Annotated in this window: 18 protein-coding genes; 9 read left to right on the top strand and 9 right to left on the bottom strand. The window is 69.9% G+C overall.

The genetic code is table 11. The features are described 5' to 3' along the window. Positions 1-114 precede the first annotated feature (114 nt). The 3 genes from ACWEOO_RS07915 to ACWEOO_RS07905 all read right to left on the bottom strand — a co-directional run bounded on the left by ACWEOO_RS07915 (position 115) and on the right by ACWEOO_RS07905 (position 3,958). Entirely contained in the window at positions 115-882 is a 768-nt protein-coding gene (locus ACWEOO_RS07915) for a hypothetical protein (protein WP_452142337.1), read from the bottom strand. A 318-nt stretch (positions 883-1,200) separates the two neighbouring features. Then, entirely contained in the window at positions 1,201-1,611 is a 411-nt protein-coding gene (locus ACWEOO_RS07910; RefSeq protein ID WP_363707672.1) for a hypothetical protein, read from the bottom strand. 37 nt (positions 1,612-1,648) lie between these two features. Continuing rightward, complete coding sequence (locus ACWEOO_RS07905) at positions 1,649-3,958, bottom strand: DEAD/DEAH box helicase (protein ID WP_452142336.1); 2,310 nt, start codon at positions 3,956-3,958, stop codon at positions 1,649-1,651. Positions 3,959-4,133: 175 nt separating this feature from the next. On the opposite strand from ACWEOO_RS07905, the gene ACWEOO_RS07900 reads away from it, so the two are divergent. The 7 genes from ACWEOO_RS07900 (at position 4,134) to ACWEOO_RS07870 (ending at position 12,918) form a co-directional block, all read left to right on the top strand. Further along, positions 4,134-4,481: an STAS domain-containing protein gene (locus ACWEOO_RS07900; protein WP_452142335.1), complete on the top strand. Its 348-nt coding sequence runs from the start codon at positions 4,134-4,136 to the stop codon at positions 4,479-4,481. A 237-nt stretch (positions 4,482-4,718) separates the two neighbouring features. Continuing rightward, positions 4,719-7,022: a sodium-translocating pyrophosphatase gene (locus ACWEOO_RS07895; RefSeq protein WP_452142334.1), complete on the top strand. Its 2,304-nt coding sequence runs from the start codon at positions 4,719-4,721 to the stop codon at positions 7,020-7,022. Positions 7,023-7,115: 93 nt separating this feature from the next. Beyond that, positions 7,116-8,321: a DUF4142 domain-containing protein gene (locus tag ACWEOO_RS07890; protein WP_452142333.1), complete on the top strand. Its 1,206-nt coding sequence runs from the start codon at positions 7,116-7,118 to the stop codon at positions 8,319-8,321. Between the two features lie 282 nt (positions 8,322-8,603). Next, positions 8,604-9,596, top strand: a complete 993-nt coding sequence (locus ACWEOO_RS07885; RefSeq protein ID WP_452142332.1) for an ABC transporter ATP-binding protein — start codon at positions 8,604-8,606, stop codon at positions 9,594-9,596. Position 9,597: 1 nt separating this feature from the next. After that, entirely contained in the window at positions 9,598-10,347 is a 750-nt protein-coding gene (locus tag ACWEOO_RS07880; RefSeq protein ID WP_359936893.1) for a hypothetical protein, read from the top strand. 176 nt (positions 10,348-10,523) lie between these two features. Then, the gene (locus tag ACWEOO_RS07875) at positions 10,524-11,318 is read left to right on the top strand and encodes a DUF2785 domain-containing protein (protein ID WP_452142331.1); all 795 of its coding nucleotides are present in this window, start codon (positions 10,524-10,526) and stop codon (positions 11,316-11,318) included. 295 nt (positions 11,319-11,613) lie between these two features. Continuing rightward, positions 11,614-12,918, top strand: coding sequence for a cytochrome P450 (locus ACWEOO_RS07870; RefSeq protein ID WP_452142330.1), 1,305 nt, complete (start codon positions 11,614-11,616; stop codon positions 12,916-12,918). Between the two features lie 23 nt (positions 12,919-12,941). Here the strand turns inward: ACWEOO_RS07870 and ACWEOO_RS07865 are convergent, their stop codons facing one another. From ACWEOO_RS07865 to ACWEOO_RS07850, 4 genes are read right to left on the bottom strand one after another with little or no spacing between them, the layout of a single operon-like run. Then, complete coding sequence (locus ACWEOO_RS07865) at positions 12,942-15,773, bottom strand: hypothetical protein (protein WP_452142329.1); 2,832 nt, start codon at positions 15,771-15,773, stop codon at positions 12,942-12,944. Beyond that, a complete protein-coding gene (locus tag ACWEOO_RS07860; protein ID WP_452142328.1) occupies positions 15,758-16,381 on the bottom strand; it encodes a hypothetical protein in 624 nt (207 codons plus the stop codon). The genes ACWEOO_RS07865 and ACWEOO_RS07860 overlap by 16 nt, the downstream gene beginning before the upstream one ends. After that, positions 16,378-16,725 carry a hypothetical protein gene (locus tag ACWEOO_RS07855; RefSeq protein WP_363707693.1) on the bottom strand — a complete coding sequence of 116 codons (348 nt, stop codon included), beginning with the start codon at positions 16,723-16,725 and terminating at the stop codon, positions 16,378-16,380. Before ACWEOO_RS07855 ends, ACWEOO_RS07860 begins: the two co-directional genes overlap by 4 nt. Before the next feature lie 24 nt (positions 16,726-16,749). Beyond that, positions 16,750-18,057: a CHAT domain-containing protein gene (locus ACWEOO_RS07850; RefSeq protein WP_452142327.1), complete on the bottom strand. Its 1,308-nt coding sequence runs from the start codon at positions 18,055-18,057 to the stop codon at positions 16,750-16,752. A 212-nt stretch (positions 18,058-18,269) separates the two neighbouring features. Between ACWEOO_RS07850 and ACWEOO_RS07845 the strand changes: the two genes are divergently transcribed. Both ACWEOO_RS07845 and ACWEOO_RS07840 read left to right on the top strand, forming a co-directional pair. Beyond that, positions 18,270-19,871: a diguanylate cyclase domain-containing protein gene (locus tag ACWEOO_RS07845; RefSeq protein ID WP_452142326.1), complete on the top strand. Its 1,602-nt coding sequence runs from the start codon at positions 18,270-18,272 to the stop codon at positions 19,869-19,871. A 36-nt stretch (positions 19,872-19,907) separates the two neighbouring features. After that, positions 19,908-21,488: a diguanylate cyclase gene (locus tag ACWEOO_RS07840; RefSeq protein ID WP_452142325.1), complete on the top strand. Its 1,581-nt coding sequence runs from the start codon at positions 19,908-19,910 to the stop codon at positions 21,486-21,488. On the opposite strand, the gene ACWEOO_RS07835 is transcribed toward ACWEOO_RS07840, so the two are convergent. Further along, on the bottom strand, positions 21,451-22,893 hold the full coding sequence (locus tag ACWEOO_RS07835) for a DUF7059 domain-containing protein (protein ID WP_452142324.1): 1,443 nt from the start codon (positions 22,891-22,893) through the stop codon (positions 21,451-21,453). The genes ACWEOO_RS07840 and ACWEOO_RS07835 overlap by 38 nt on opposite strands. Positions 22,894-22,992: 99 nt before the next feature. Continuing rightward, on the bottom strand, positions 22,993-26,583 hold the full coding sequence (locus tag ACWEOO_RS07830) for an NPCBM/NEW2 domain-containing protein (RefSeq protein WP_452142323.1): 3,591 nt from the start codon (positions 26,581-26,583) through the stop codon (positions 22,993-22,995). Between the last annotated feature and the right edge of the window lie 93 nt (positions 26,584-26,676).

Genomic DNA, 26,676 nt, shown 5'->3' with positions numbered 1-26,676 from the left:
CGCCGGCCCGCCGCCCCGCGCGGGCCCTCTACAACCGCTGTCACACGGGGCCGGCCCCGCCGATGTCGGGGCCGGCCGTCCTCTCGTTGGCTAGTGGTTGCTGTCCTCCTCGGCTCAGCTCTGGGCCAGTTGCATCATCTGCTTCGGCAGCACCGTCATCTGGGCCGGGATCGGAACCTGCGGCCTGAGCAGCGACAGCAAGCTGGCGGCCGCGCCCGCGATCGGCAGCGGCAGGGCCAGGCCCAGCGACGCCAGCAGCGCGTTCACGAGTGCCAGTACCGCGCCCAGGATGTCCAGGCTCGGCACCGGAAGGCCGCTCCAGGCCTGGATCGGCGTGCCCGCGGCGCTCATCGTGCCGGTCGGCTGCGCCTGCTTGGCCTTCCCCTTGCCAAGCAGCGAGGTCAGGGCGAGCCCACTGGCGGCGTTCACGAACGTGCCGGTGTCCTCGTCGTAGTTCCACTTCTGGCCGTCGCCGTCACGGCAGGGCAGGACCAGCAGTGGAGCCGACGCCGGAACCTTGGCCAGGTCCGCACCGCTGTCCAGGCAGGCTCCGGTCGCGGCAAGGGCGCCACCGACGCTCTTGCTCATCGCGACCTGCAGCTGGCCGGACTCGGTGTAGATCCACTCCTGGGTCTTGCCCTCCTTGCCCGGCGCACACGCCATCATGACCGCCATCGGGACCTTGCCGGCCGCGACGAACGTCAGGCAGTAGCGGGTGTCGGAGCGGGTGGCGATCTGTTGTGCCACGCCCACGGTGACGCCGGGTGCCGTCGAACCGCGGGGTGCCGGGTTCGCGGCCTGGGCCGGTACGGCGGTGGCGATCGCCACGCTGACCGCGAGCACCACCACGCCGGTGCGACTGAACAGCTTTCGGATGATCAAGACAACCTCCAGAGGTCGTGCCATCGCTTGGCGTCAGGTCGTCGGGACCCCGTGGCGCGAGCCGGAATGCCGGCAGTGACTCAGCGCGACGTTGACGCCACAACAAGTAAGGCACAGGAGCGACCGAGGAGGTTATGCCGATCTTGCGAAACTTGATGCCAATGGCAACTAACTGCCAGGCACGCGTCGTTGCGCAAGGCATCTACATTGGGATGCGAGGCTGCTGTTCCGCCGTTGTGAACTGTTCGAGATCTTACGGCAATCCGCTGCGATTCCGGTAGCGCACTGCGTTAGAAGATGCCGTAGGCAACAGAGTTGTCAGTGGGGCTGTTTGGTGTCCCTGGGGTCCGGCGCGAGCTCCTGCTCGGTCGCCAGGCGCTCGTCGGCGGGCGCTTCCGGCGAACCCTCGAGGCGCGGCGGGACATCGGCAGCGGCGTCACTTTCCGTGATCTCCCCGCCGACGGTGTTACTCGGCGTGCTCGCCGCCTGGGCGCGCAGTTCGCGCATCTCCTTGCGGCGCCGCCAGCCGCGACCGAGTCCCTTCTTCGTCAGCCACAGGCCGGCGATCAGCGCGGCACCGGTCACAGCGCCGAGGAAGAAGATCGTCGGCACCGAGACACCGAAGTCGACGCCGAACACCTCCATCGTCGTCGAAGCAGTGGACGACACCGAGACACCCAGGCCGAACAGCACGGCCAGAACGATCAGAACAACTCCGAGGACGACCATGGCACGCTGCCTCTCCGTCCGGAGACCGCCGGACTCGTCAGGCCTCACTGCTCAGTAATGCGGAGAGCAACGCCACCGCGCCGCTCTTGTCGAGTGGGTTGTTCTGGTTCCCACACTTGGGCGACTGTACGCACGAAGGGCATCCGTCCGTACATTCACAGTGTGCAATCGCCTCGCGTGTCGCAGTCAACCACTCGCGCGCCGCGGCGTACCCGTGTTCGGCGAATCCGGCTCCGCCGGGGTGGCCGTCGTACACGAAGACCGTGAGCCGGGCGGTGTCGGCGTGCCGGGCGGTGGAGACGCCGCCGATGTCCCAGCGGTCGCAGGTGGCGAACAGCGGGAGGAGGCCGATCGACGCGTGCTCGGCCGCGTGGGCCGCACCCGGTACGTCGGCCAGCCCGAGCGCCTCGACGGCGGCGTCGGGCATCGTCCACCACACCGCCTTGGTCCGCAGGGTGCGCTCGGGCAGATCCAGCGGCTGCTCGTCGAGTACGTCGCCGGTCGCGATCAGCTTGCGCTGGTACGAGATGACCTGACTCGTCACCTGGACCCAGCCCCGCGACAACTCCGCCGTCCCCCAGGTGCACGTCTCCTCGGTCGCCAGGATGCTGATCTCGGTCACGTCCCGCGCGAAGGTCGTGTAGTCGGGCGAGGCGGGCTCGACGACCGCGGCGTGCTCCTCGAGGTCCAGCGACCGCACCAGGTACGACTCGCCCGCGTGCACGTAGACGGCGCCCTCGTGCACCGACGCATGCGCCGAGCCGCCGTCGACCGTGCCGAGCAGGCGACCGGTTCGGTCCTCCACGATCTGCACCGTCTTGCCGCCGGCGGACCGGATGTCGATGGCGTCGACGGCGCGCTCCCGGCGCGTCCAGAACCACCCGTGCGGCCGCTCGCGCAGCGCACCCTGCCGTACGAGTTGTGCGATCACCTGCGCTGTCGTCTCGCCGAAGATCTCGAAATCGTCGGGCGTCAGCGGTAGCTCCTGGGCGGCGGCGCACAGTTGGGGCCCGAGCACGTACGGGTTCTCCGGGTTGAACACGGTGGCTTCGACCGGGCGGCCGAAGATGGCGCCCGGGTGGCGCACCAGGTAGGTGTCCAGTGGGTCGTCCCGCGCGATCAGGAGCGCCACCGCGTCCCCGCCGGCGCGCCCGGCGCGACCGGCCTGCTGCCACAGCGAGGCGCGAGTGCCGGGCCATCCTGACAGCAGCACGGCATCCAGTCCGGCGATGTCGATGCCCAGCTCGAGAGCGTTCGTCGCCGCGACGCCGGTGAGCTCGCCGCTCTGCAACATGCCCTCGAGCCGCCGCCGCTCTTCCGGTAGATACCCGGCCCGGTACGCCGACACCTGGTCCGTCAGCGCCGGGTCGACCTCGGCCAGGTTCTCCCGGGCTGTCATCGCCACCGTCTCGGCTCCACGCCGCGAGCGGACGAACGCGACCGTGCGAACACCTGTGACCACCAGGTCGGTCAGCAGGTCGGCCACCTCGGCTGTGGCGGACCGTCGTACCGGTGCGCCGTTCTCGCCGTGCAGGGCCGTCAGTGGCGGCTCCCAGAGGCCGAAGGCGATACCGCCGCGTGGAGAGCCGTCCTCGACCACCTCCGCCATCGGCAGCCCGGTCAGGCGCTCACCTGACAGCGCCGGCTCGGCCACTGTCGCCGAGGCGCAGACAAAGATCGGATTGGCGCCGTACTGCGCGCAGACCCGCCGCAGCCGCCGCAGTACGCCGGCGACGTGCGCACCGAAGACGCCGCGGTAGTGGTGACACTCGTCGACCACGACGTACTGCAGGCAGCCCAGGAACCGCGCCCAGCGTTGATGGTTCGGCAGGACCGACCGGTGCAGCATGTCCGGGTTGCTGAGCACGTACGTCGCGTGGTCGCGCGCCCAGTCCCGCTCGGTCCGCTCCGAGTCGCCGTCCAGCGTCGTGGCCCGCAGGCCCGGCACGGTGTACGCCGAGACCGCGCGCAACTGGTCGTGGGCGAGGGCCTTGGTCGGAGACAGGTAGAGCACCGACGCCGTACGACGGTGTGGTGACGCGGCCTGCGCGATGCTCAACGTGGCGAAGGCCGGCAACAGGTACCCGAGCGACTTGCCGGATGCCGTCCCGGTCGCCACGACGACGTGCCTGCCCGAATACGCCGCCTCGGCGGTCGCGACCTGATGGGTCCAAGGGGCCGTGATGCCGGAGTCCCGCAACTGGTCGAGCACCTCGGACGGCACCCACCGCGGCCAATCACACGTTTGTCCCAGCCGTGGCGGCACCGCCTCGACATGCGTCAACCGGTCGTCACGACCGGCGGCCAGGCGCTTCAGGACGGCAGCCGCCTCACCACCTGCACGCATACGGTGAGCGTAGTGCCCTGCACGGACAAGGGCTTGCCGCTGAGAGTCCGCTGAGAATGCACGCGCGGATGCACGCGGCTTTTTCCGGAGGGGAATCGACTTCGGGTGGGCGAGATGAAAGAGTTTTCGGCAACGGGTCTTCTCACGGTCCGTACATGGTTGAATGCAGCAGTTCATGGGATCGGAGGCTGAAGTGGATCTGTCGCTGACCGCGCGCGCCGAGGGCGGGCGAACCGTCATCGAGGTTGCGGGGGAGATCGACGTCTACACCGCACCGAAGCTCAGGGAGAAGATCGCCACGCTCGTCGAAGAAGGCGTCTACGACATCGTCATCGACCTGGAACGCGTGGAGTTCCTGGACTCCACCGGCCTCGGTGTCCTCGTCGGCGGCCTGAAGCGGGTGCGCACCCACGACGGATCCCTGTCCCTGGTCTGCACCCAGGAACGGCTGCTGAAGATCTTCCGGATCACCGGCCTGACCAAGGTCTTCGACATCCACCCGGACGTCGCCTCGGCGATCTGATGAAGCGAAACGGTGTCCGCCTCGCTACTTTCGGTGATTGTTCCGCCCAGGTTCCGGCAGGGGTCTTGCCGGGCCGACCCGGTATGGCGTAGACCACCCTGTCGTCAGGTCTGGTCGGGAACCCGTTAGAGTAACCCACCGCGCCAGTCCACTGGCGCTGTGTCGTATTTCCCCAACCCTTCGGTTGCGGCAGACGGGGGCCGTCAAGCCTGGATGGGTTGCCTACAAGGAGGACGGATGTCCGCGCTGCTTGCTCCACAAGCGGTGGATCTTTCGTCGAGCAACACCACACTGGTGATCGTTGTCGGGGTGATCGCGATTCTCGCGGTCGTCATCGCGATGGTCTTCCGGGGCCAGGTGCTTGCCGCGAACGATGGCACCGAGAACATGAAGACGATCGCCGCGGCGGTTCAGGAAGGCGCCTCGGCGTACCTGAACCGGCAGTTCCGGACATTGTCGATCTTCGCCGTGGTCGCGTTCCTGTTGCTGTTCCTGCTGCCGGCCCACACCGACGGCGGCAACGAGACCACGCTGAAGATCTTCCGCTCGGTGTTCTTCCTGGTCGGCGCGGGCTTCTCCGCCGCGATCGGCTATCTGGGCATGTGGCTCGCGACGCGCGCCAACGTCCGGGTCGCCGCGGCCGCCCGGGACGAGGGCCGCAACCCGGCGATGCGGGTCGCGTTCCGCACCGGCGGCACCGTCGGCATGGCGACCGTGGGCTTCGGCCTGTTCGGCGCCGCGCTCGTCGTGCTGCTGTTCAAGGGTGACGCCCCGACCGTGCTCGAGGGCTTCGGTTTCGGCGCCGCGATGCTCGCGATGTTCATGCGGGTCGGCGGCGGTATCTTCACCAAGGCCGCCGACGTCGGCGCCGACCTGGTCGGCAAGGTCGAGCAGAACATCCCCGAGGACGACCCGCGGAACGCCGCGACGATCGCCGACAACGTCGGTGACAACGTCGGCGACTGCGCCGGAATGGCGGCCGACCTGTTCGAGTCGTACGCCGTGATGCTGGTGGCCTCGCTGATCCTGGGCAAGGCCGCGTTCGGCGAGCAGGGCCTGATCTTCCCGCTGATCGTGCCGGCCATCGGCGCGCTCACCGCCGTCGTCGGCGTCTTCCTGACCCGTCCGCGGACCGGCGAGAACGGCCTGCGCACGATCAACCGGGCGTTCTACATCTCCGCGCTGATCTCCGGTGTGCTGTGTGCGGTGGCGGCGTTCGTCTACCTGCCGAGCAGCTTCAAGGACCTGACCGGCGCGAGCGAGTCGATCGCCGTGACCGACGGCGACCCGCGGCTGATCGCGACCATCTCGGTCATCATCGGTATCGTCCTGGCGGCCGTCATCCTGGCGCTGACCGGGTACTTCACCGGCACCGAGGACAAGCCGGTCAAGGACGTCGGCAAGTCGTCGCTGACCGGTGCCGCCACGGTGATCCTGTCCGGTATCTCGGTCGGCTTCGAGTCCGCTGTCTACACCGCTGTGGTGATCGCGGCGGCCGTGTACGGCGCCTTCCTGGTCGGCGGCTCCGGTGTGGTCGCGCTGTTCGCGATCGCGCTGGCCGGCTGCGGTCTGCTCACCACCGTCGGCGTCATCGTCGCGATGGACACCTTCGGCCCGGTCTCCGACAACGCGCAGGGCATCGCCGAGATGTCCGGTGACGTGGACGGCGAGGCGGCCCAGATCCTCACCGAACTGGACGCCGTCGGCAACACCACCAAGGCGATCACCAAGGGCATCGCAATCGCCACCGCCGTGCTGGCCGCGACCGCGCTGTTCGGTTCCTACACCGACGCGATCCGCTCCTCGCTCGGCGACCAGTACGCCAAGTTCGAGGCCGACGCCCTGGTGTTCAACCCGGGCACGCTGGTCGGTCTGATCCTCGGCGCCGCGGTTGTGTTCATGTTCTCGGGTCTGGCCATCAACGCCGTCGGCCGCGCCGCCGGTGCGGTCGTCTACGAGGTCCGTCGCCAGTTCCGCGACATCCCCGGGATCATGGAGGGCACGGGCAAGCCGGAGTACGGCAAGGTCGTGGACATCTGCACCCGCGACTCGCTGCGGGAGCTGGCCACCCCGGGTCTGCTGGCGCTGACCGCGCCGATCGCCGTCGGCTTCGGCCTCGGCGCCTCGGCGCTGGCCGGTTACCTGGCCGGTGCGATCGGCGCCGGCACCCTGATGGCGGTCTTCCTGGCCAACTCCGGTGGTGCCTGGGACAACGCGAAGAAGCTGGTCGAGGACGGCAACCACGGCGGCAAGGGTTCGCCCGCGCACGAGGCCACCGTCATCGGTGACACCGTCGGTGACCCGTTCAAGGACACCGCCGGTCCGGCCATCAACCCGCTGATCAAGGTGATGAACCTGGTCTCGGTGCTGATCGCTCCGGCGGTCGTCGGGATGTCGGCGATCGGCGACGACACCAACACCGCGCTGCGGATCATCATCGCGGTCGTGGCCGTGGTGATCCTGGCCGCCGCCGTGTTCGTCTCCAAGCGCCGGGAGTCGGTCATCGCCGACACGCCGGCCGAGGTGAACGCCGCCGCCTGATTCGCGGTACCTTCCGAAGCGGCCCGCCGGCCTGTCCGGCGGGCCGTTTCGCATGTCTGGACCCGGGGCCGTCGACTCTTCTACTGTCGTCCTGTGAGGATCGCCCGGGTGCCCGCGCTGCTGCTCCTGGTTGCGGTGGGCGTGCTCGGCGCGCTGCAGCCGGCGAACGCCGCGACGCCGCAACCGGATGTCGCGTACCTCAACGCCGCGCACCAGATCAACCTCACGATCATCGAGTCCGCGCACGCCGCGACGACCAAGGGCAAGACCGCCTGCGTACGACGGGCAGCCGCGCAGCTCGAGCGCGACCACAGCAAGCTCTCGGCGCAGGAGCTCGACGTCGCCACCCGCCTCAACATCCTGCTGCCGACAGAGCCCTCTGCGACGCAGCGCCAGCAACTCAACGCTGTCGCGGCCAAAGCCGGGACAGCCGGGTACGACGCTGCCTGGCTGGCCCTGCAGCGCCAGGAGCATCAGCAGTACCTGGCGCTGGTCAACGGTGAGCTGCCGATCAGCGCGTCACCGGCCGTCGAGTCACTGGCGGAGGGTGCCAAGCCAGTGCTCCAGATGCATCAGCGTCTGGTGGCAGGCACCTGCAAGACCACGTCCGTCACCCCAGTGGTGCCGACCGGCGACGGCGGCCAGCATGCGGATGCGGAGAAGGCCCGTGCTCGGGCAGCGGTGATCCTGCTCGGCATCGGAGCGGTGCTGCTTTTCATCGGCAAGTCGATCTCCGTACGGCGACGCCTGGCCGGAGTCATCGCACTGGGAGCCGGTTTGGTCATGCTGTTCGGTGACCAGCCCGCCAACACCGGCAAGGTCCCGGCGGCCGGCAAGACCGCCGCGGAGCGCGAGGCCGCCGTACCGCCTGTCCGGTTGAAGCTGCCCGGTGTCCTGGAGGCGTCGGTGCGGCCGGTCGGGACCGGAGCCGACGGCCAGCTGCAGGTGCCCAAGTCGAGCGCAGACGTCGGCTGGTGGGCCGCGGGTGCGGCGCCGGGCGCTGACGGCGGCACCGTGCTGCTCGCAGGACATGTGGACACCACCCGCGGGCGTGGTGTGTTCGCGGCGCTGTCCGAGGTGCCGGTCGGGGCCACGGTCGGCGTGACGAGCGGCGACGGCGAGGAGCACTGGTACCGCATCGTGGCGCGCCGTACGTACAAGCAGGAGGCCCTGCCCGCCGACCTGTTCCAGGGCGCGGCGAAGCCCCGGCTGGCGCTCGTGACCTGCACCGGTTCGTACGACCGTGCGGCGCACCGCTACAGCCAGAACCTGGTGCTCTACGGCGTTCCGGTCGACTGATCTTTTGGTAGTCACTTCCAGCAACGGTCGACCGAAGTACGCCCGCCGTCGACTTTCGGCTGATGTGCTCCCCCGCGGGATGGGGGATCGTCGGGGTCGTGGTCAGGGAGTTAACCGATAGCAGCCGTTCGGGTGCCGACGGCAGAATCAACCCACGGGTGGACACACCGGATCCGCCCGGGGTCCGATGCTCAGCACCGGGTGGGCCTCGATACTGATCTCATCACGACACATCCCGCCCGACCGGGGACGATTTCACGCCATCTGACGAGGAGCACGGCGATGATCGAGGCAAAGGGCCTCACCAAGCGATACGGCACGACAGTTGCCGTTGACAACCTGTCTTTCGAGGTGAAACCCGGCAAGGTGACCGGCTTCCTCGGCCCGAACGGGGCCGGCAAGTCGACCACCATGCGGATGATCCTAGGGCTCGACACGCCGACGTCCGGCGAGGTCACGATCGACGGGCAGCGGTACCGGGACCTGCACCGGCCGCTGACCAAGGTCGGCGCGCTGCTGGACGCCAAGTGGGTGCACCCGAACCGCTCGGCGCGCGCCCACCTGACCTGGATGGCCGCGTCCAACAAGTTGCCGAAGTCATCGGTCGACAAGGTGCTCGAGATGGTCGGCCTGAGCTCGGTCGCGAACAAGCGGGCCGGGGCCTTCTCGCTGGGCATGTCGCAGCGGCTCGGGATCGCCGGCGCGCTGCTCGGCGACCCGGAGGTGCTGCTGTTCGACGAGCCGGTGAACGGTCTCGACCCGGAGGGCATCGTCTGGATCCGGACCTTCATGCACCGGCTGGCCGACGAGGGCCGGACCGTGCTGGTCTCCAGCCACCTGCTGTCCGAGATGGCGCTCACCGCCGAGGAACTGGTCGTCATCGGCCGCGGCAAGCTGATCGCGCAGAGCAGCACCCAGGAGTTCGTCGATCGCGCCAGTGGTACGACGGTGAAGGTGCGGACGCCGCAGCTCGACCAGTTCGCCGCCGTCCTGAGCCAGCAGCAGCTGGCGACCCGCATCGAGGACGTCGAGGACCAGGGCAAGGTGCTGTTTGTCGAAGGCGACCTGACCACCGACCAGATCGGAGAGGCCGCCGCGGCGCACGGCATCGTGCTGCACGAGCTGACGCTGCAGCGCGGTTCGCTGGAGCAGGCATTCATGCAGATGACCGGTGACTCGGTCGAGTACCACGCGCACGAGGAGATCGCCGCTGTGACGTCGCTCGACGCCCCCGACGCCGCCGAGGTGGCCGCGGGTCCGAAGGAGGACAACTGACATGTCGGTGATCGCAGTCGAGCGCATCAAGCTCTTCTCCACCCGCTCACCGTGGTGGTGCATGGTCGTCGCCGCCGTGCTGACGCTCGGTCTGGCGGCGCTGGCCGCGGGCTTCTCCGAGGGCCCGGTGACCATCGGCCTCACCCAGGGCGGAGCGCAGCTCAGCCAGATGGTGATGATGGTGATGGCCGCGCTGGCGGTGACGACCGAGTACCGGTTCGGCACCATCCGGACCAGCTTCCAGGCCGTGCCGCAGCGCGCGGCGCTGCTGCTCGGCAAGACCGCCGTGGTCGCCGCGCTGTCCGCCCTCGTCGGGCTGATCGCGTCGTTCGGCGCCTGGGGGATCGGCAACATCTTCAAGGACGGCGCGGACCTGTCCATCAACACCGCCGGTGAATGGCGGCTGCTGGCCGGTCAAGGTCTGGTGTTCGCGCTGTCCGCGGTGATCGCGGTGGCGGTCGGCATCCTGATCCGGCAGAGCGCCGGTGCGATCGCGATCCTGATCCTGTGGCCGCTGCTGGTCGAGAACCTGTTCAACCTGATCCCGAAGGTCGGCGACGACATGTCGCGCTGGTCCCCGTTCCAGAACGCCGGTTCGTTTCTGAACCAGGGCCAGGACTTCGGCGTCAACGGTCCGCCGGCCGACGCGCAGTACGCGATGGGTCCGTGGTGGGCGCTGCTGTACTTCGCGGCCTGGGCCGCGGCGCTGATGGCGATCGCGTTGTTCTCGGCGAGCAAGCGCGACGCCTGACAAGTCCACCCCGGTCGGAGGTTGAGGGGCCCTTGACCGGGGCAGGGGCCCGGCCGGGCTGAGGGGTCCTGGCCGCGACGGCCCGTGGTGCATCCGGTCTCCGGATGGACCGCGGGCCGTTTCCCTTTCCGGTCCTGGGGTGGCCGGTGGCCCGGCAAACGTCTACCGTGCCGCGCATGACCGATTGGGCTCAGGTGCGCGACACCGATGACGCGGTTCCCGAAGGCCGGCCGCTGGGCGAGTTGGTGGCCGAGCTGGCCGGGATGCTGCGGTCGCCGGATCCCGTCGTCCGGGACCGGCACGCGTACTCCGTCCTGGCGACCTGGATCGGGCGTGGCGTGCTGTCCGCGGACGAGTTGCGAGCGCTCGGCGACCTGATGGTGCCGCGGTTCGGCGACCCGGAGATCCAGGCGCGGACGTTCGCTCCGCTGATCCTGGACTCGATCGTCTCGGCCGGGGTCTTCGAGCCGAGCTGGGTGCCGCCGTTCGAGCGCTGGTACGTCGGCGAGGAGGACCTGCGCGGGTACGACGAGAAGCTCGGCTGGCTGCACGCGGTCGCGCACGGTGCGGACCTGCTCGGGACGCTCGGGCTGCACGAGGCGGTGGAGCCGGTGCAGATGCTGCGGCTCGGGATCGGGCGGCTACTGACGCCGACGTCGTACGTGCTGCGCGACATGGAGGACGACCGCCTCGGGTACGCGCTCGCGGCCACGCTGACCCGCTCCGACCTGAGCGGCAGCGATGCCACGGAATGGCTGGACCCGGCGATCCGGGCGCTGTCGAACCCGCCGGCCGAAGGCATCACACCCGAGGTGACGAACACCATCCGGACGCTGCGGGTGGTGTATGTCCTGGCCGATCACGGTCTGCGGGTGGGAGATGCGAAGAAACTCACACAGGTCCCGCAACGCGAGCAGGTCAAGACAAAGCTGGCCGACGTACTCCGGATCGTGACTCCGTACTACCTCTGAGCGTCCAGGCAACGATCTCCGGACGGATCGCGCATCCGACTTTCGTCGCTGGTTTCCCTGAAAACTCCCTGAGCGACGCCATGTCACAGTCCGGGGCGCAGTACAGGTGGGTTCCGGTGGCAACGGAGCCTCTGTGCATGACAATGTCTCTGCTGGCATGCCGTGGCCCCCTCCCATGGTGGTGCCAACGCCACTACCGGAGTAGTGCCAACACCATCAGATCTGGTCCCCCCGCGAGGTTAGCTTTTACCGACAAGAGCCTGGGGGCGCAGTTGAGAGAGGGCGCGTAGAAGTCATGGTTGCGACATACCTGAAGCGTTGGGTCGGCAGCCGGATCCTCAACAGGTCCACCCGCAAGGGTGGTCTCGACCTGTCGAAGATGCGGATGTTCCCCAGCGCGGTCTCGATGCCGCTGCGCCGGCACGGGGTGGACCCGGTGCCGGAGCTGGCCGCGGTCCGGGAGACCGAGCCGGTGCACAAGCTGGCGCACCTGTTCGGGCTGAACGTTTGGGTGGTCAGCGGGCACGCCGAGGCGAAGTACGTGCTGTCCAACGAAGAGGACTACAGCCACGACATCCGGCCGCTGGTCGGCTCGGACCCGAACAAGCCGTCGGAGGGGATCGGCGGCCTCGGCTTCACCGACCCGCCGGACCACACCCGGCTGCGGAAGCTGCTGACGCCGGAGTTCACCAAGCGCCGGCTGGCGCGGCTGGAACCGGCGATCGAGAAGATCGTCAACGACCAGCTGGACCTGATGGAGGCCAAGGGGCCGGTCGCCGACATCGTCTCCGACTTCGCCTTCAACGTGCCGTTCCTGCTGATCGCGGACCTGCTCGGGGTCGAGGAGCAGGACCGCGACCGGTTCCGGGCGCTCGGTCCGGCCCGGTTCGACATGTCCGGCGGCGGAATCGGGCTGTTCGGGTCGGCTTCGGAGTCGCGGGAGTTCCTGTTCGAGATCGTCCGGAAGCAGCGGGTGAACCCCGGCGACGGCCTGATCGGGTCGATCATCCGCGCCCAGGGCGACACGCTCGACGACGTGGAGCTCGGCGGACTGGCCGACGGTGTGTTCCTCGGCGGGTACGAGACGTCGGCCAGCATGCTCGCGCTCGGGACGCTGGTGCTGCTGCGTGATCCGGAGAACTTCGAGCGGATCCGCAACGAGCCGGGCGCCGTCGACGGGATCGTCGAGGAGCTGCTGCGGTACCTGACCGTGGTGCAGGTCGCGTTCCCGCGGTTCGCCCGGCACGACCACGAGCTGTTCGGGCACCCGGTGAAGAAGGGCGACCTGGTCGCGGTGTCGCTGTCCGGTGCGGACCGGGACAAGGTGGTCTTCGGGTCGGACGCCGAGGACTTCTACCCCCGTCGTACCGTGTCCGCCGCGCATCTCGCCTTCGGGCACGGCATGCACCGCTGCGTCGGCGCCGAACTCGCCCGGATGGAGCTCCGCGCCGCGTTCACCGCGCTCGCGCACCGCTTCCCCGACCTGGCCCTGGCCGTCCCCGAGGAGCAGCTCCGCTTCCGCGACTTCTCCATCGTCTACGGCGTCGAGTCCCTCCCGGTCCAGCTACACCGCGCCACCACCGAACAAGCCGCCGGCTGACCTCGCTGGTCCGGCCGCATCCATCAAGTTGGCTGGTTGCGCAGCGCCAGTAGGTTCTCGAAGCGGGTGGCGAGGGTGGGGGCGTGGGTGCGGAGGCGGGAGAGGTCGCTGCGGGACTCGAGTTGGTGTGTGAGTAGGACGCCGCGGCTCTGGTCGAGGAGCTCGACGGCGCGGGCGCGAAGCTCGCCGGCGACTGCCGGATCGTTCGCGGCGTCGGCCAACTGGAGGGCGGCGGCCGCGGCGTCCGGGCCGAGCGTGGTGAATTGGCGAAGGCCGTGTTCCTGGTCGGCGCGATCCAGCGAGCGTGGAGCCACGAGCGGAAGCTGGGCGATCGCCGCCGCGTACGCTTCCAGCGCCTCCGCCCAGTCCTGCACCTCGGCCGCCAGCGCACCCCACGCGAAGGCCGACTGGCAGCGCCCGATCGGCGGGTGCGACGTCTCGCCGACGATGGCGCGGTACTCGGCGAACGCCGATCCCAGCGTCGCGCGGTCCCCAGTACGCCGGTAACGCTGGACCAGACTGTGCGCCAGGTTCGTCCGGCTCCCCGCCCGGAACGCCGGCCCGGCCGTCGGTGCGGCGAGGACTTCGTGATGGACGGCGATCGCGGCGTCGAGATCCGCGAGATCCCCGTCGCGCCTGTAGCGGTCGGTCAGCGCGATCGCGAGGTTCGACCGGAACACCGGCAGCCGGTTGTTGTCCGGCCTGGATTCCCGCACCGCGCGCTGGAGAATCTCGACCAGCTCGTCCACCAGCGCCGGCTCGTGGGTCGTTTCGTACTGGGTTCGCACGGCGAGTGCGAGGTTGCTGAGGTGGCCCGGATCGACGGTACCGGCCGCAGCCCCGAGCTCAACTGAGCGTCGGAGGTCGGCGATCGCGCTCTCCAGGAGCCTGGCGTCCTGGGCGCGCATACTCCGCTCCCACCGCGCGTTGCCGAGCATGTTGAGCCGTGCGGCCAGGAACGCGCTGCCGGGCTGCGCCTCGGCGGCCGCCGCTGACCGGCGCAGCAGCTCGATCGCGTCGTCCAGGCTGGCGAGGTGCCCGGTCCGCTCGTAGCGCAGCCGCAGGCTGAAACCCACGGCGACCTGCGCACGACTCAGCGGCTCCGGCTGGTCGGTGAGCTCGTCGATCGCCCGCAGACCGGCTTCGATGGATCGGTCCAGGTCGGTGACCTCGCTGTACGCCTCGAACCGCAGGCGCAGCGCCTCGCACAGCGTCGTCAGCGCGGTGCTGGTTGCCGCCGTACCGGCTTCGGCCGAGGCGATGATCCGGTCGAGGGCGGCGTCGTCGGGCGACTCGACGTACCGCAGCAACTGGGCGTCGGCGTGGTCGGCCTCCAGTGCAGCCAGATCGCCGACCAGCGCGTCGGCCTCCGGGTGCGACGGCGCGATCCAGCCGATGCAGTCGCGGACGAGGTCGACGGCTTCCTGGAGTACGGCGGAGCGGTCGGCGGTGACCCGGCCGGAGCCGAGCGCTCTGACGAGGGCGCGGACGACCGAGGGCAGCTCGACCGAGTCGGAGGGCGTGACCTCGAGCGCCGCGCGGCCTTCGCTGACCGCTTCGGCCAGGACCGCAGCGTCCCTCGTCAGCTCGTGCTGCTTGACGAGGGCCGTGACGACGATCGCGCGCCGGACGTGGAATTCCGGTGCGGACGGGGCCGTCGCAGCGACAACACGTCGTGCCAGTGCGACCGCCTCCATAGCTTCGGACTCGTCGCTCGCCGCTGCCCGCAGCGCGTCGGCGAGCGCCATCAGCCGCCGAACGTGGTCCGGGTCCTCCGGATCGGTTTCGGCGACCGCCTGCCGCAGCGTCTCCACGGCCTCGGCGAGCACCGCGGGCTCGGGCGCGAGTGTGTGGACGACGCGTTGGGCGTTCCCGAGGATCTGCAGCGCGCGTCCACGGTGGGCGGCGGGGGCGGCGCCGACCGCCCGCCGTGCGTGGTCGACGGCCTCGTGCGCGACCGCTGTGTCCTGGTCGGCGCGGGCGCGATGAGTCAGGGCATAGGCGAGGTTGAGCAGCGCGGATCCGTTCGCCGGCTCCTGAGCCACCGCCCACCGGGACGTGGCGATCGCGTCGTCGAGCAGTTCCCGCCGGCCGGTGCGTTCGTACCCCATCTGCACCAGATACGCCAGGGATGCGGCCTGGGACGGCCGGTCCGTCGTGGCTAGCCGGAACGCGCAGCGTTGCAGGTCGACCGCGGCCTGCAGGGTTTCCAGTGAGCCGTCCCGCTCCCACACCGCGTAGACCTGGGAGGCCTGATCGTTGAGCAGCCCGTCGCGCCCGAGCAGGTACCCCGATTCGTCGGCCGCGGTCGCCTTGGTGATCGCATCGGCCGTGATGAACAGGTCGATCGGAAGACCGGTGTGCTGATAGCGGATCCAGAACAGGTTCCCGAGGTCGAACAGGAACGTCGCCGTGGCGGGTCTGGTGTCGTCGAGCCGATGCGCGGCGTTGGTGAGCAGGCTGATCGCCCGGTCGAGGGTCTCGAGGTTCCTGGACTCGTAGTACCGGTCAACCTCCTGCATCGCCTCGACACTTTCCGCGACGGCCTCTTCGCGGATCCGCACCCAGTGCCGCAGCTCCTCCGGCAGGGCGTACGGCAGCTGATGAGCGATCGGTGCGAGCATGTCGACGGCCTTGCTGAGAGCGAATTCGCCGTCCGGGCCCAGCGCGATGCAGCGGCACCAGAGCACCAGTCCGACCGCGTACCGGGCCTCGAGGTTCTGCGGGAAGCCGGGGAGCGCGGTCAGCCGCTCCAGCTCGTCGTCGACCGCAGGGCCGAGTACGGCGTCACTGGCCGGATCCTGCTCCCACCGCGCCACCCGTGCGAGCAGCGCGTCGATCAGCTGCCGGGACATGAGCCCACCGCCCGCATCGCCCGAAGCTTGCCCAGCTCGACCAGCCGCTCACCCGCACTGGTCCGGAGCGTGACCTGGCCGTCGTCGATCCGGATCACCGCACCGCAGAGCACAGCGCTGTCGGTCGTGAGCTCGACCATCGGCTGGTCCTTGGCCGGGCCGTACCAGGTTGTGGCGACCGCGGCGGTCAGCAGCGCCGCACAGGTCAGGCTGAGCGCGATGCCGCGGCGCAGTGCGCGTGCGGCGTCCTGGGCCTCACGGTGGTCCGCGATCGGGCCCGGCGGCAGCGTACTGACCTGCACGACCGATGGCCGACCGTTGGCCGCCCGGAGCAGGTAGAGCGCACCGGAGGCACCAGCCACCAGGGCGAGCAGGAGCAGCAGGCCGACCGCGATGGCTGCCCCGGAGGCGAGCTCGCCGATATCCGAGCGGCCCTTCACCAGGCTGAAGCCGATCAGTGCGACGAGCAGGCCGGCAAGGCCGTTGCGCCACTGGGTCGCCGCTGTCCGGACCCGCAGGAGCTCGGTACGGCGCATCGCGTCGAGCTGCTGGGCCCGCCGGAGATCGGCCGGTGTGGCCGCGCGGCCGGCGGCCGGACGGTCGGTCATGAGCCGGCCGGGACGTCGAAGATCCAGTAGGCGCCGCAGCCGACCCGGTCCGCGGGCCTGCCGGGGTGCGCCTCGGCGCAGGTGCAGATGATCGGCACCGAGCGGATGCCGCCGGGCGCACCGGTCCCGCCGCCCGGCCGGCTGCCGAGATCACCGCGGAAGACGTCGTCGAGCAACGGGACCTCGATCGAGGCGTCGCAGCGCGGGCAGCGGCCGCCGAGCAGCGACGTACCGACTCCGAAGTTCTCGATGACGAACGTCCCGGCGGCCTGCTCGGCGTACCCGGGCTCGCTCACCTCGCGATACGGAACGGGTCCGTTCCGCACGGCGTCGTCTGTCGTCACGGTCTCTCCTTCGCCGCTGATCGGTCAGGGCCCGAGATGGATGAACGGCATCCACACGCTCGGGCTGGTCGGGTAGCGGTCACGCAAGCGGCGGACCACGCGGTACAGAGCCTGGGTGGCACGGGTGCTGTCCGGCCGGCCGCCGTTGCCCGCGAGCTCGGTGTAGACCGCCTCGACGACATCCGCGGCGGTCGGGTCGTAGACGGACCAGAGAGTGGCGATGACCTGGCGGTAGCCGGCGTAGTGGATGGCTGCCGCCAGCGTGATGACCTCGTCCGGCAGTTCGACTCCGCCGGTCGCCGTCTTGCAGGCCGACAGGAACGCCAGCTCGCCCTGGTAGGTGCCGCCGGTGATGCTGTGCACGGTCAGGGTGCCGTCGTGCAGGATCAGGCCGCCGTTCGACGGGTCGGTGACGTCCTGGTTCCCGTGGCAGCTGAAGTGCACCCAGGGATGGCGGCCCAGCTCGGCCCGTACGGCGGTCGTGGTGGCCGCCTCGCCGTACAGGACCGTGCTGCTGCCGGCGAAGAGGCGGGTCAGAAGCTCGACCTCGCGCTCGACGTTGGGGAGCGGAGTCTGGCCGGGAACGTCGGGGGCCGCGACCACCAGCAGCCCCGGATCGAGCGTGCCGACCGGCGATTTCGTTGCCTCGAGCAACGCCCGGACGGTCGGCGTGTACGACGGGACGACCCGGTCGAGCACGGTGTCGCCGGTGGCGTCCGCGGCGTACCGCCCGGCGGCGTGCAGCGGCATCGCGGTGAGCAAACCGGACGGGCACCACCACAGTCGCGGCCAGGTGTCGCCCTCGGGTGTCGTCGTGTGTCCGAGCGCCCTGAGGACCGGCTCCGCGATCGCTGTCCAGAGCCAGTCGAGGACCTCGAGGATGGTTCCTTCCCCGCGGATCCGCTCGGCGTGCAACTGTGCCGCCGCGGCGTGGAACGCCTGGATGGACGCGATCGACCGGTCGCCGTCCAGGAAGGGGCGCTGGGCCTCGGCCGCAACCTGCCGCGCGACCTCCAAGTCGTGAACGGTCTGCAGGTAGCGCAGCGCCTCCTCGACGGTGTCGTCGTACGTCGCCGGCAGCTGGATCACCCGCTCGATACCATCCGCCGCCAGGATCACGGCGTCGGACCGCAGCCGGCCGACCGTGACCACCACGACCGGCCCACCGATCGCGGCCCGCCGCAGCTCGTCCAGGCCCGGTGGCCGGAGGAAGCCCGAGAAGCCGTCGATGCGCCGGATCTCCGCCAGCAGCTCGTCCCACTCCCGCTCGAAGGCGATCCGCTCGCCGCCTCGTCGAGCATCGGCCGCCGCCAGTTCGTCCAGCCTGCGCATGTGATCTTCCAACGCGTCCCCCAGAACGCTCGGCACCCGACTGCTCACCCTAAGGTGACGCAGGTCCTTGAGCCAGTGCCGCGTCGATGACAGCAAGTGAAAAGCGATACGCCGAGTACGGTTCGCGTGGCACTAGGTTGCCGTTGGCCTGATCGGGTCGTGACAGGATGTGGGGTAGGTGGTCACAATGGGCGGTCCGGCCCGAGGTGCGGGTGACGGATCAGGGAAGGGCCGTCGGCGGTATGGGCAATGGCGAGATGGCGGCGGACGACCCGCTGACCGTTCGGATCGCCGCTGCCATGACGGCGGCCCAGTCGGGCGGGCATGCGACGGCGGCCGCGGAGATCGACGCGATCCGGGCCGAGCTGGGCGGGGCGCCGAGCTACCAGGCGGCCGCCGCGGAGTACGTCCGGGGAGTGACGGCGCACCACGCCAGTGACGCGGACGAAGCGCTCCGGGCGGTCGACGCCTGCATCGACATCGCCCGCGCGATCGACGAACCGGGCTGGGAAGCCAACGCACTGCCGATCCGCATCATCAACCTCGCCCGCAGCGGCCGCGGCGGTGACACGGTCAACGACCTGGTCGCGGCCGAAGCGGCGTTGAACCGCACCGACGACCCGGGCCTCACCGCCTGGGCGCACACCGGTCTGGGCTACGCGTACGACGTCCTGCGGCTCTTCGAGCTGTGCATTCCGCATTACGAGCTCGCCACCCGCCTGGACGACGACGTGTTCGAGCTGGCCGAGTCGCTCGCCATCGACCGCCTGAACCTCGCCGAGACCTACCTGCGCTGGGCGCACGAACTCGAGCGGCTCGGCGATCCCTTGTATACAAAGGAGATCGAAGACCGCCTGGCGTCCGCCGCGTACTGGGCGCGGGAGGCCGAAGACGTTCTGGTCGACGACGAGACCCAGGAGTTCTGGAGACTCAGCGCCCGGCTCTGGCTGGCTGCGGCCGTGACTGCCGAGGACCCGGCCCGCGCGGTCGACGACCTGACCCAACTGCGCGACGAGATCAGCAAGCTGGGGGAGACCGAGCGGCTCGCGCTCGCCGGCGCCTACCTCGCCCGGGCCCTGCGGGCGCAGGGAAAACCCGACGAGGCCAAGGCTGCCGCGGACCGGGCCGCCGACGATCTGATTCCGTTGGCCGATCCATCGACCCACGTGCTGGTCCTGCAGACCCGTTCGGAGATCGAGGCGGCGGGCGGTACGCCGGGAGCGGTGGCCGGGCTGGCCTACGCCCGATCGGTCGCGCGGAGCTGGTGGAAGGAGCGGCAGCGCGCGCTCAACGCCGTACGGCATGCGCTTGCCGTGCACGATCTGCCGGCCCGGCACGACGCCGAATGGCACGCGGCACGGCAGGATCCGCTGACCGGCGTGGGCAATCGCCGGGCGCTGGACGAGCGGTTGACGGCGGCGCGCGACTCGGGCCGGGCGGTGACGCTGCTCGCGCTCGACGTCGACGGACTGAAGCTCGTCAACGACACGTTCGGGCACGCCTGCGGGGACGAATTGCTGCAGGTTGTGGCAAATCTCCTGGTAGAACAGGCGCGGGCCACCGATGCCGTGGTTCGATCGGGTGGCGACGAGTTCTTCGTGGTCCTCGACCAGCCCGACGCCAAGGGCGGCGCGCAGCTGGCCGAGCGGATCCGGATCGCCCTCGACGCGATCGCGGCGACGACGGACAGGCCGTGGCTGCGTCGGCTCGGGGTGAGCATCGGGTACGCCGCGACGGCCGAAGGAATCGGTGTGGAGCAGTTGATCTCCCGGGCGGACCAACGTCTGTACGAGGAGAAGCGCCGCAAGAAGTGACGAAGGGCGGGCGGTGTGGTGCGGGAGACGTCGGGGGTGACGACGCGGATCGCGGACGCGATGACGCGGGCGCAGTCGGGCAGTCCGGCCGAGGCGGCGCTGGAGCTGAACGCGCTGCTCGCCGAGCTCGGCCCGGAGCCGAGTCACGAGCGGGCCGCCGCGGAGTACGTCCGGGCCGTCGCGGCACATCACGCCACCGACTCCGTCGAGGCGCTGGACGCCGTCGACGGCTGTATCCGGGTCGCCCGCGCGATCGACGAGCCGGGCTGGGAGGCGAACGCGATCGCGCTGCGGATCGTCACGCTGATCCGCACCGGCGAGGGCGGTGACTCGGTCGCCGACCTGGTCGCCGCGGAGAACGCGCTGTCGCGGACCCGGGACCTCGGCCTGGCCGGCTGGGCGCACACCGGTCTCGGCTACGCCTACGACCTGCTCCGGCTGTACGAGCTGTGCATCCCGCACTTCGAGCTCGCGGCCGACGGTGACCACGACCCGCTCGGCCTGTCCGAGGCGCCGGCGATCAACCGGCTGAACCTGGCCGAGTCGAATCTGCGCTGGGCGCACGAGCTCGAGCGGCTCGGCGACACGTCGTACGACGAGGAGATCCGGCAACGCCGCCGGGAGGCGCACCGCTGGGCGGGTGCGGCGGTCGACGTGATCCTCGCCGCAGACCTGCTCGGGTACTGGCCGATCGCCGGACGGATGTGGCTCGCGGCGAGCAACGACGCCGCGGAGGCCGACGAGGCGGCGGTGATCCTGAAGGACTGCCGGGACCAGCTGGCCAAGCTCGGCGACCTGGAGCTGGCCGCGATCACGGGCACCTACCTGGCCAAGGCGTATCTGGCGCTCGGCCGGGGCGGGGACGCGATGGACGCGGCGGACCGGGCCGCGAGCGACCTGCCGCCGACGTCCGATCCGCCGGTGGAGGCGCTGATCCGGCACACCGCCGTACAGATCATCGCGGAGTCCGGTGACCCCGGCGCGGTGACCGGGCTGCAGTACGCGCGGGCGATCAGTCGCGGATGGTGGGCGGAGCGGCTGCGCGGGCTGTACGCCGTCCGGAGCGCGCTGGCCAGCCACGAACTGTCGATCCGGCACGACGCCGAATGGCGGGCGGCGCGGGAGGATCCGCTGACCGGCGTGGGCAACCGGCGCGCGCTCGACGAGCGGATGTCGGTGGCGCAGGACTCCGGCCGCTCGATCGCGGTGCTCGCGATCGACGTGGACAACCTGAAGGTGATCAACGACAGCTACGGTCATGCCAGCGGCGACGACGTCCTGCGCCGGGTCGGCACGCTGCTGACCGAGCAGTGCCGCGCGGAGGACGTCGTGGCGCGGGCGGGAGGGGACGAGTTCGTCGTCGTCCTCGACAACCCCGACGAGCGCGGTGCGCCCGAGCTGGTCGAGCGGATCAAGGGCGCGGCCGATCGCGAGGCGGCACGCGCGGAGCAGCCGTGGTTCGCGATGCTGCGGCTGAGCGTCGGCCAGGCGAGCAGCACGGACGGTACGCCGGTCGCCGAGCTGCTGACCGAGGCCGATCGGCGCATGTACGCCGAGAAGCGCCGGCGCCGGCGGGCGCTCAGTAGTCCAGGAAGCCTTCCACGACCAAGTTCCTGACCTGGGGCAGGTAGTCCGACAGGACGTCGACCACCGGGCGGTCCATCAGGTCGGCCAGGGCGGCGAGGATCTGGCCGGTGCTCAGGTCGCCGTCGCAGGCGCCGACGAAGCCGGCCAGCACGGTGTCGACCTGCTCGGCTCTGCGCATGCCCCGCTGCCGCCGGAGCACGATCGTCGCCGGGTCCTCGGCTCCTGGCTGCCCGGCGGTCTCCTGCACGACGTCGTCGGCGACGCGCAGGTGCAGCGCGGTGAGGTCGGCCGGGAGGCCTTCGAGGCGTTCGAAGCGGTGCAGGACGTGCGGGCCGATCGGGCGCTCGATCTCGTACGGCCAGGACTCCGCGTGCAGCGATCCTTCGACGTTGTGCAGGGTGATCCAGCCCATGCCGATCGCCTCGACGTCGTGCTCGTCCAGGTAGCGCATCCACGCGTCGTACCGGGTCGTGTACTGCGGCGAGCCGTGCAGGCCGGCGTCGCGGAGCCAGAGCTCGACGTACTCGGACGGGTCGAGCTGTTCGCGCTGCACCGCCCAGGCGGAGCGGTCGGCGGTCCAGGAGGCGATGCGGTCCTGCCAGTCCTGGCCGCGTACGCAGGTCCAGTTGGCGAGCAGCTGGCTCCAGCCGCCGTCGGTCAGGTGGTCCGGCGCCTGGCGGACGAGCTGCTCGACCACGGCGTCGCCGGTGAATCCGGTCTCGCGGTAGGTGAGGTCGCCGCCGGGCGGTGAGATCACGTACGGCGGGTTGCTGACGATCAGGTCGAACCGCTCGCCGCGGACCGGCTCGTACAGGCTGCCGTCGCGGATGTCGAGGTCGAGGTGGTTGAGGGCCGCCGTCGCACGGGCCAGTTGAAGCGCGCGCGGGTTGACGTCGGTGGCTGTCAGCTGGTTGACGTGATCCGCCAGGTGCAGCGACTGGATACCGCACCCGGTGCCGATGTCGAGAGCCCGCTCGGCCTTGATCGGGACGGTGAGCTGGATGAGGCTCAGGCTGGCCGGCGCGATGCCGAGCACGTAGTCGGACCGCATCGCCTCCCGCCGCCCGTCGAGCCCAGGCGTGAGGTCGGCAACCACCCACCACTCCCGCCCGTCCTCCGCGAACGGCCGGATGTCGAGAACCGCCCGTACGTCGCCGCCACTGCGCTCGACGACGCCCAGGCCCACCAGATCAACACCCGGAAACGCCTTGCCCACAAGGTTTTCCGGCACCGCGCGCTGCAGCAGGAACAGCCGGATCATCGCGTCGAGCGCATCCCCTGACCCCGTACGCCGGGCCGCCGGCGCAGTCTCGTTCCGCGCGAGCGCAGCGTTCGCCTGCACCCCGAGCCGCTCGGCCACCCCGTCCACGGTGTACCCCGCACCGGCGAACGCCGTACGCAACCCCTCCACCACACTCCCCGTCAACTGCCGCATGCCGCCATCCTCCCACCCCACCCCACCCGCCGAGCCGGAGCTTACGTCCGAAGAAGTGGTGCGACGTCTCACCACTTCTTCGGACGTAGCGCTCGAGGGTTACGGGTTGCAGGTGAGTTTGGCGTCGGCCCAGTCGCCGTGGTCGCTGGTGTTGCCGTCGCCGCCGTCGGTGACCTGCAGGGTGAGGGTCTGGGCGCCGGTGACGTCGACCGTGGTGGTGGCGGTCGGGGACGTACCGGTCAGCTGTTCCGATGTGTACTTGGCGGTGCCGTCGGTCAGGACCTTGAAGGTGACCTTGCCGCGGTCCTCCATCTCGTCGTCGATGCCCAGTTTGCTGGTGAAGCTCGTGCAGTTGCCGCCCAGCCGGACACTGACCGACGACGGTGCATGAGCGCCCAGCCCCTTCGCGTACTGGACGCCGTCGAGCGTGATCGGCCCGCCGTCGCCGGCCGCGTCCTCGCCGTTGCTGTGGTCACGCTCGACCGGCCCCCACCCGTTGGTGGAGTCGAGGAACTCCAGGTCGCTGACCCAGTTCTCCCCGGTAGGTGCCGGCGGCAACGGCTTGTCGGCGATCGTCGCGGCGAAGAAGCCCAGCCCGCCGCCGGGCAGCTTGATCGCCTTCACGGTCTTCCCGGGATCGAGCGGTACGGCGGTGTAGAACACCCGGTAGTCCGTCGTCGTGTTGCTCAACCCGGCCGCGGTGTACCGCCCCTTGACCGAGACGGCCAGTTTCGCGCCACCCGTGGTCGGGTCCTGGCAGCACCAGTTCGGCAACTGGAACGTCCCCTCGGACGTCGACCCGTCGGTGTAGATGATCGTCACGGTGCCACGGGCGTTCAGGCTGGCGCCCGCACCCAGCAGAGCGAGATGCGATCCGGTGCCGGACACGAGGATCGGCGCCGACTGGTTCTTGACCAGGTTCGGCGTACCGGGTGCGCCGCTCGGCCAGGTGAAGTCGGCGCCCTGCACGTTCACGGTCGCGCCCGGCGTGTACCCGGCAGCCGCAAGAGCCTCACCGTTGAAGCTGTTGCCCGACCCGTCGAAGTTGCCCTGCTTGTACGTCGACGCGTCGCTCACGCCGACCACGTTCGCGGCCTGCGACACCGATGCGTACGGCAACTGCGCCGTCCCCGTCGCGCTGGTCGCGTAGTTATTGCCCTGAGCAACGTATGACGCCTTCAACGTCAACGTGAAGCTCGCCGGTTTCACGTCGGCGCCGGGCGTGACCTGCAGCTTGGTCGTCACGGTCCGGCCCGGATCCACCGAGGCGAAGGTGTTCGGGCCCGCCACGCTCCACCCGGACGGCACCTGGACGTCCAGCCGGACGTTGCGCACGGTCGTCGCGGTGCCGTTGCGGAAGGTCGCGGTCACCTCGGTCGGCTGGCCCGGAGCGTTCCAGAGCGACGGTGTGCTGAGCTCAGGTGTGCCGAAGGTGTTCGTCACGTCGGGGCCGCCGACCGCGGAGGTGCCGCTGATCTGGACGACGGCGTTGCGTGCGGTGGAAATCGCCGCGGTCTGGATGCGGATGATTCCGTCCGAGTACGTCCACTTGACCGGCTTGCCATCGACAGAGACATTGTGCGGAGCGCTGCCCGTGTGGAGCGTGAGGTCGTACGGGCGGGCCGTCGGCTTGCCGTCGTACGAGCCGATGCTGGCGCCGATGGTGACCGTGATGTCGCCGCGGCCCGTGGTCGGCGCGTCCACCGCGAACGTCTGCGTGGCGGACTTGGTCGACCGGGTCACGCGGTCGTCCTCGTACATGCTGAACGACGACTTGCCGGACGGGTAGATGTCGACGCCGATCGGGTCACCGGGCCGCTGCTCGGCGGCGGTGTTGATCCCGGACTTCCACATCGGCACCACCGCGCCCGCCTTCACGAACAGCGGCAAGGTGTCGAGCGGCGCGTGGTACCCGTTCACGGTCGTCGGGCCCTGGTACACCCGGCCCGTCCAGTAGTCGATCCACCGGCCCGCGGGCAGGTAGATCCCGCTCTTCACCTCGTCCGCGCCGTACATCGGCGCGACCAGGAACTCCTTGCCGGCCAGGAACTCGTACTTGGTCGTGTCGTCCCATGTCTTCGGGTCGGTCGGGTATTCGAGCACCAGCGACCGGTTCAGCGGTGCGCCGGTCCGGTGCGCCTCGGCGGCGTAGGTGTAGAAGTACGGCAGCAGCCGCTCGCGAAGCTTCAGGTACTTGCGGTTGATCGAGGTGTAGGGATCGCCGTACGCCCATGGCTGCTTGTACGCCGGGGTCGACCAGCCGGACATGCTCATGAACGCCGGGTTGAACACCTTCCACTGCAGGTCCCGGACGTACGACGTCGCCGATCCGCCGAAGATGCCGTCCACGTCGCCCGCGCTGTAGGCGATCCCGGAGTTGCCGGACCCGGTGATCGCCGGGATCTGCCACTTGATGGCGTCGAGCGAGCCGCTGTGGTCGCCCGTCCACTGCACCGCGCAGCGTTGCGCGCCGGCCCAACCCTCGACCATCCACGCGAACCCGCGGGCGTTGCTGTACTGCTCGATCCCGTCGTGCGCGGTGTCGCAGGCGGTCAGCGCGTACCGGTACCCCGGGCCGACCCACGCGACGTCGAGCTTCCGCACCCGGACCCCGGCGTCGCCGACCTCGGCCGGCTGCCGGTCCAGGTTCGACTGCGTCCACAGGCCCATCTGGATGTTCCGCGCCCGCAGCTCGTCACCGGCCTGCTTCAGCGCCGGGATGTCCCGCTTGCCCCACCAGGTGCCGTCGACCTGCTCGGACTCGGTGTTGTCGGAGTAGCCGCAGCCGTAGTCGTCGTTGACGAGCATCCACCCGCCCGGCATGTCCTCGTCCTTGAACCGCTGCGCGACCTTGACCGCGTCCAGCGTCGTCACCTTGTCCGGGTTGACCTTCCAGTCGTTGCTGGGGTCCGGGTCCGTCGCGTAGTGACCGCGGTTGTAGCAGTCCGAGTCGCCGTACTCGAGCCCGTAGATCGGCGGCATGAACGGCCGGCCAGTGAGCTCGGTGTAGCGGTCGAGCGAGGTCTTGAGGTCGCCGACGAAGTAGGACGCGTCGAACCGCTTCTCGTCGTGCGTTGTCGCCACCGGGCTGCTGAAGTCGTAGCTGCCCGGGCTGAACGTGTTGCGGAGTACGCCGTACCCGGCCGTGCTCATGTAGTACGGCGAGGCGTTCGGGTTGCCGCCGTCCTCCCAGTTGAAGTCCCGGGAGATCTTGATCGTCTGGTCGCGGTGCGAGAAGCGGCCGTTCTGCATGCCGCCGCCGAAGAACTGCTCGTTGGCGCCGCGGCCGAGGGTCTGCGTGGTGGAGGTGTCGGTCCAGGACAGCGGCGCGGCCTCGGACCACACCAGTTGGCCGTTCGAGCGGTACAGCGAGAACTTCAACGGCTGCTTCTGTGCCCGGACCTCGATCTTGCCGGTCGTCAGTGAGTAGTAGGAGCCACGATCCCGCCACGAGGTCCGCGGGGTGCCGTAGTCGGTCTTGGTGACGATCTTCGAGCCCTCGCCGGTGGTCGCGGGGTCGGTGAAGTTCCCGTCCGGCGCCATCCACAGCCGGAACACGTCGTCCTCGAGAAAGACGACCCGGACCTTCGCCGTCCCGGCGCTGAGGGTGTACGTGGCCTGGTCGGCGGAGAAGCCGGTGACGTCACCGAGCGTGGTGCCGGCGGCCTGTGCGGAACCCGCCGTGTGCACAAGTGCACCTGCTAGTAAGGCCAAGGCGACTACTGAACGTTTCATGCGGACAAAGATGCTCACGACTGCCTCACTTCACGCATCAATGAACAA

This window comes from Kribbella sp. NPDC004138 (assembly GCF_053603655.1).
This window is presented reverse-complemented; position numbering and strand designations above follow the sequence as displayed.

Bases quoted from the DNA above. Each gene is read 5' to 3' on its own strand.
- ACWEOO_RS07900 (WP_452142335.1), top strand. From the start codon at position 4,134: ATGGGATCGGAGGCTGAAGTGGATCTGTCGCTGACCGCGCGCGCCGAG.
- ACWEOO_RS07870 (WP_452142330.1), top strand. From the start codon at position 11,614: ATGGTTGCGACATACCTGAAGCGTTGGGTCGGCAGCCGGATCCTCAAC.
- ACWEOO_RS07865 (WP_452142329.1), bottom strand. From the start codon at position 15,773: ATGTCCCGGCAGCTGATCGACGCGCTGCTCGCACGGGTGGCGCGGTGG.
- ACWEOO_RS07860 (WP_452142328.1), bottom strand. From the start codon at position 16,381: ATGACCGACCGTCCGGCCGCCGGCCGCGCGGCCACACCGGCCGATCTC.
- ACWEOO_RS07850 (WP_452142327.1), bottom strand. From the start codon at position 18,057: ATGCGCAGGCTGGACGAACTGGCGGCGGCCGATGCTCGACGAGGCGGC.
- ACWEOO_RS07895 (WP_452142334.1), top strand. From the start codon at position 4,719: ATGTCCGCGCTGCTTGCTCCACAAGCGGTGGATCTTTCGTCGAGCAAC.
- ACWEOO_RS07875 (WP_452142331.1), top strand. From the start codon at position 10,524: ATGACCGATTGGGCTCAGGTGCGCGACACCGATGACGCGGTTCCCGAA.
- ACWEOO_RS07885 (WP_452142332.1), top strand. From the start codon at position 8,604: ATGATCGAGGCAAAGGGCCTCACCAAGCGATACGGCACGACAGTTGCC.
- ACWEOO_RS07880 (WP_359936893.1), top strand. From the start codon at position 9,598: ATGTCGGTGATCGCAGTCGAGCGCATCAAGCTCTTCTCCACCCGCTCA.
- ACWEOO_RS07910 (WP_363707672.1), bottom strand. From the start codon at position 1,611: ATGGTCGTCCTCGGAGTTGTTCTGATCGTTCTGGCCGTGCTGTTCGGC.
- ACWEOO_RS07905 (WP_452142336.1), bottom strand. From the start codon at position 3,958: ATGCGTGCAGGTGGTGAGGCGGCTGCCGTCCTGAAGCGCCTGGCCGCC.
- ACWEOO_RS07835 (WP_452142324.1), bottom strand. From the start codon at position 22,893: ATGCGGCAGTTGACGGGGAGTGTGGTGGAGGGGTTGCGTACGGCGTTC.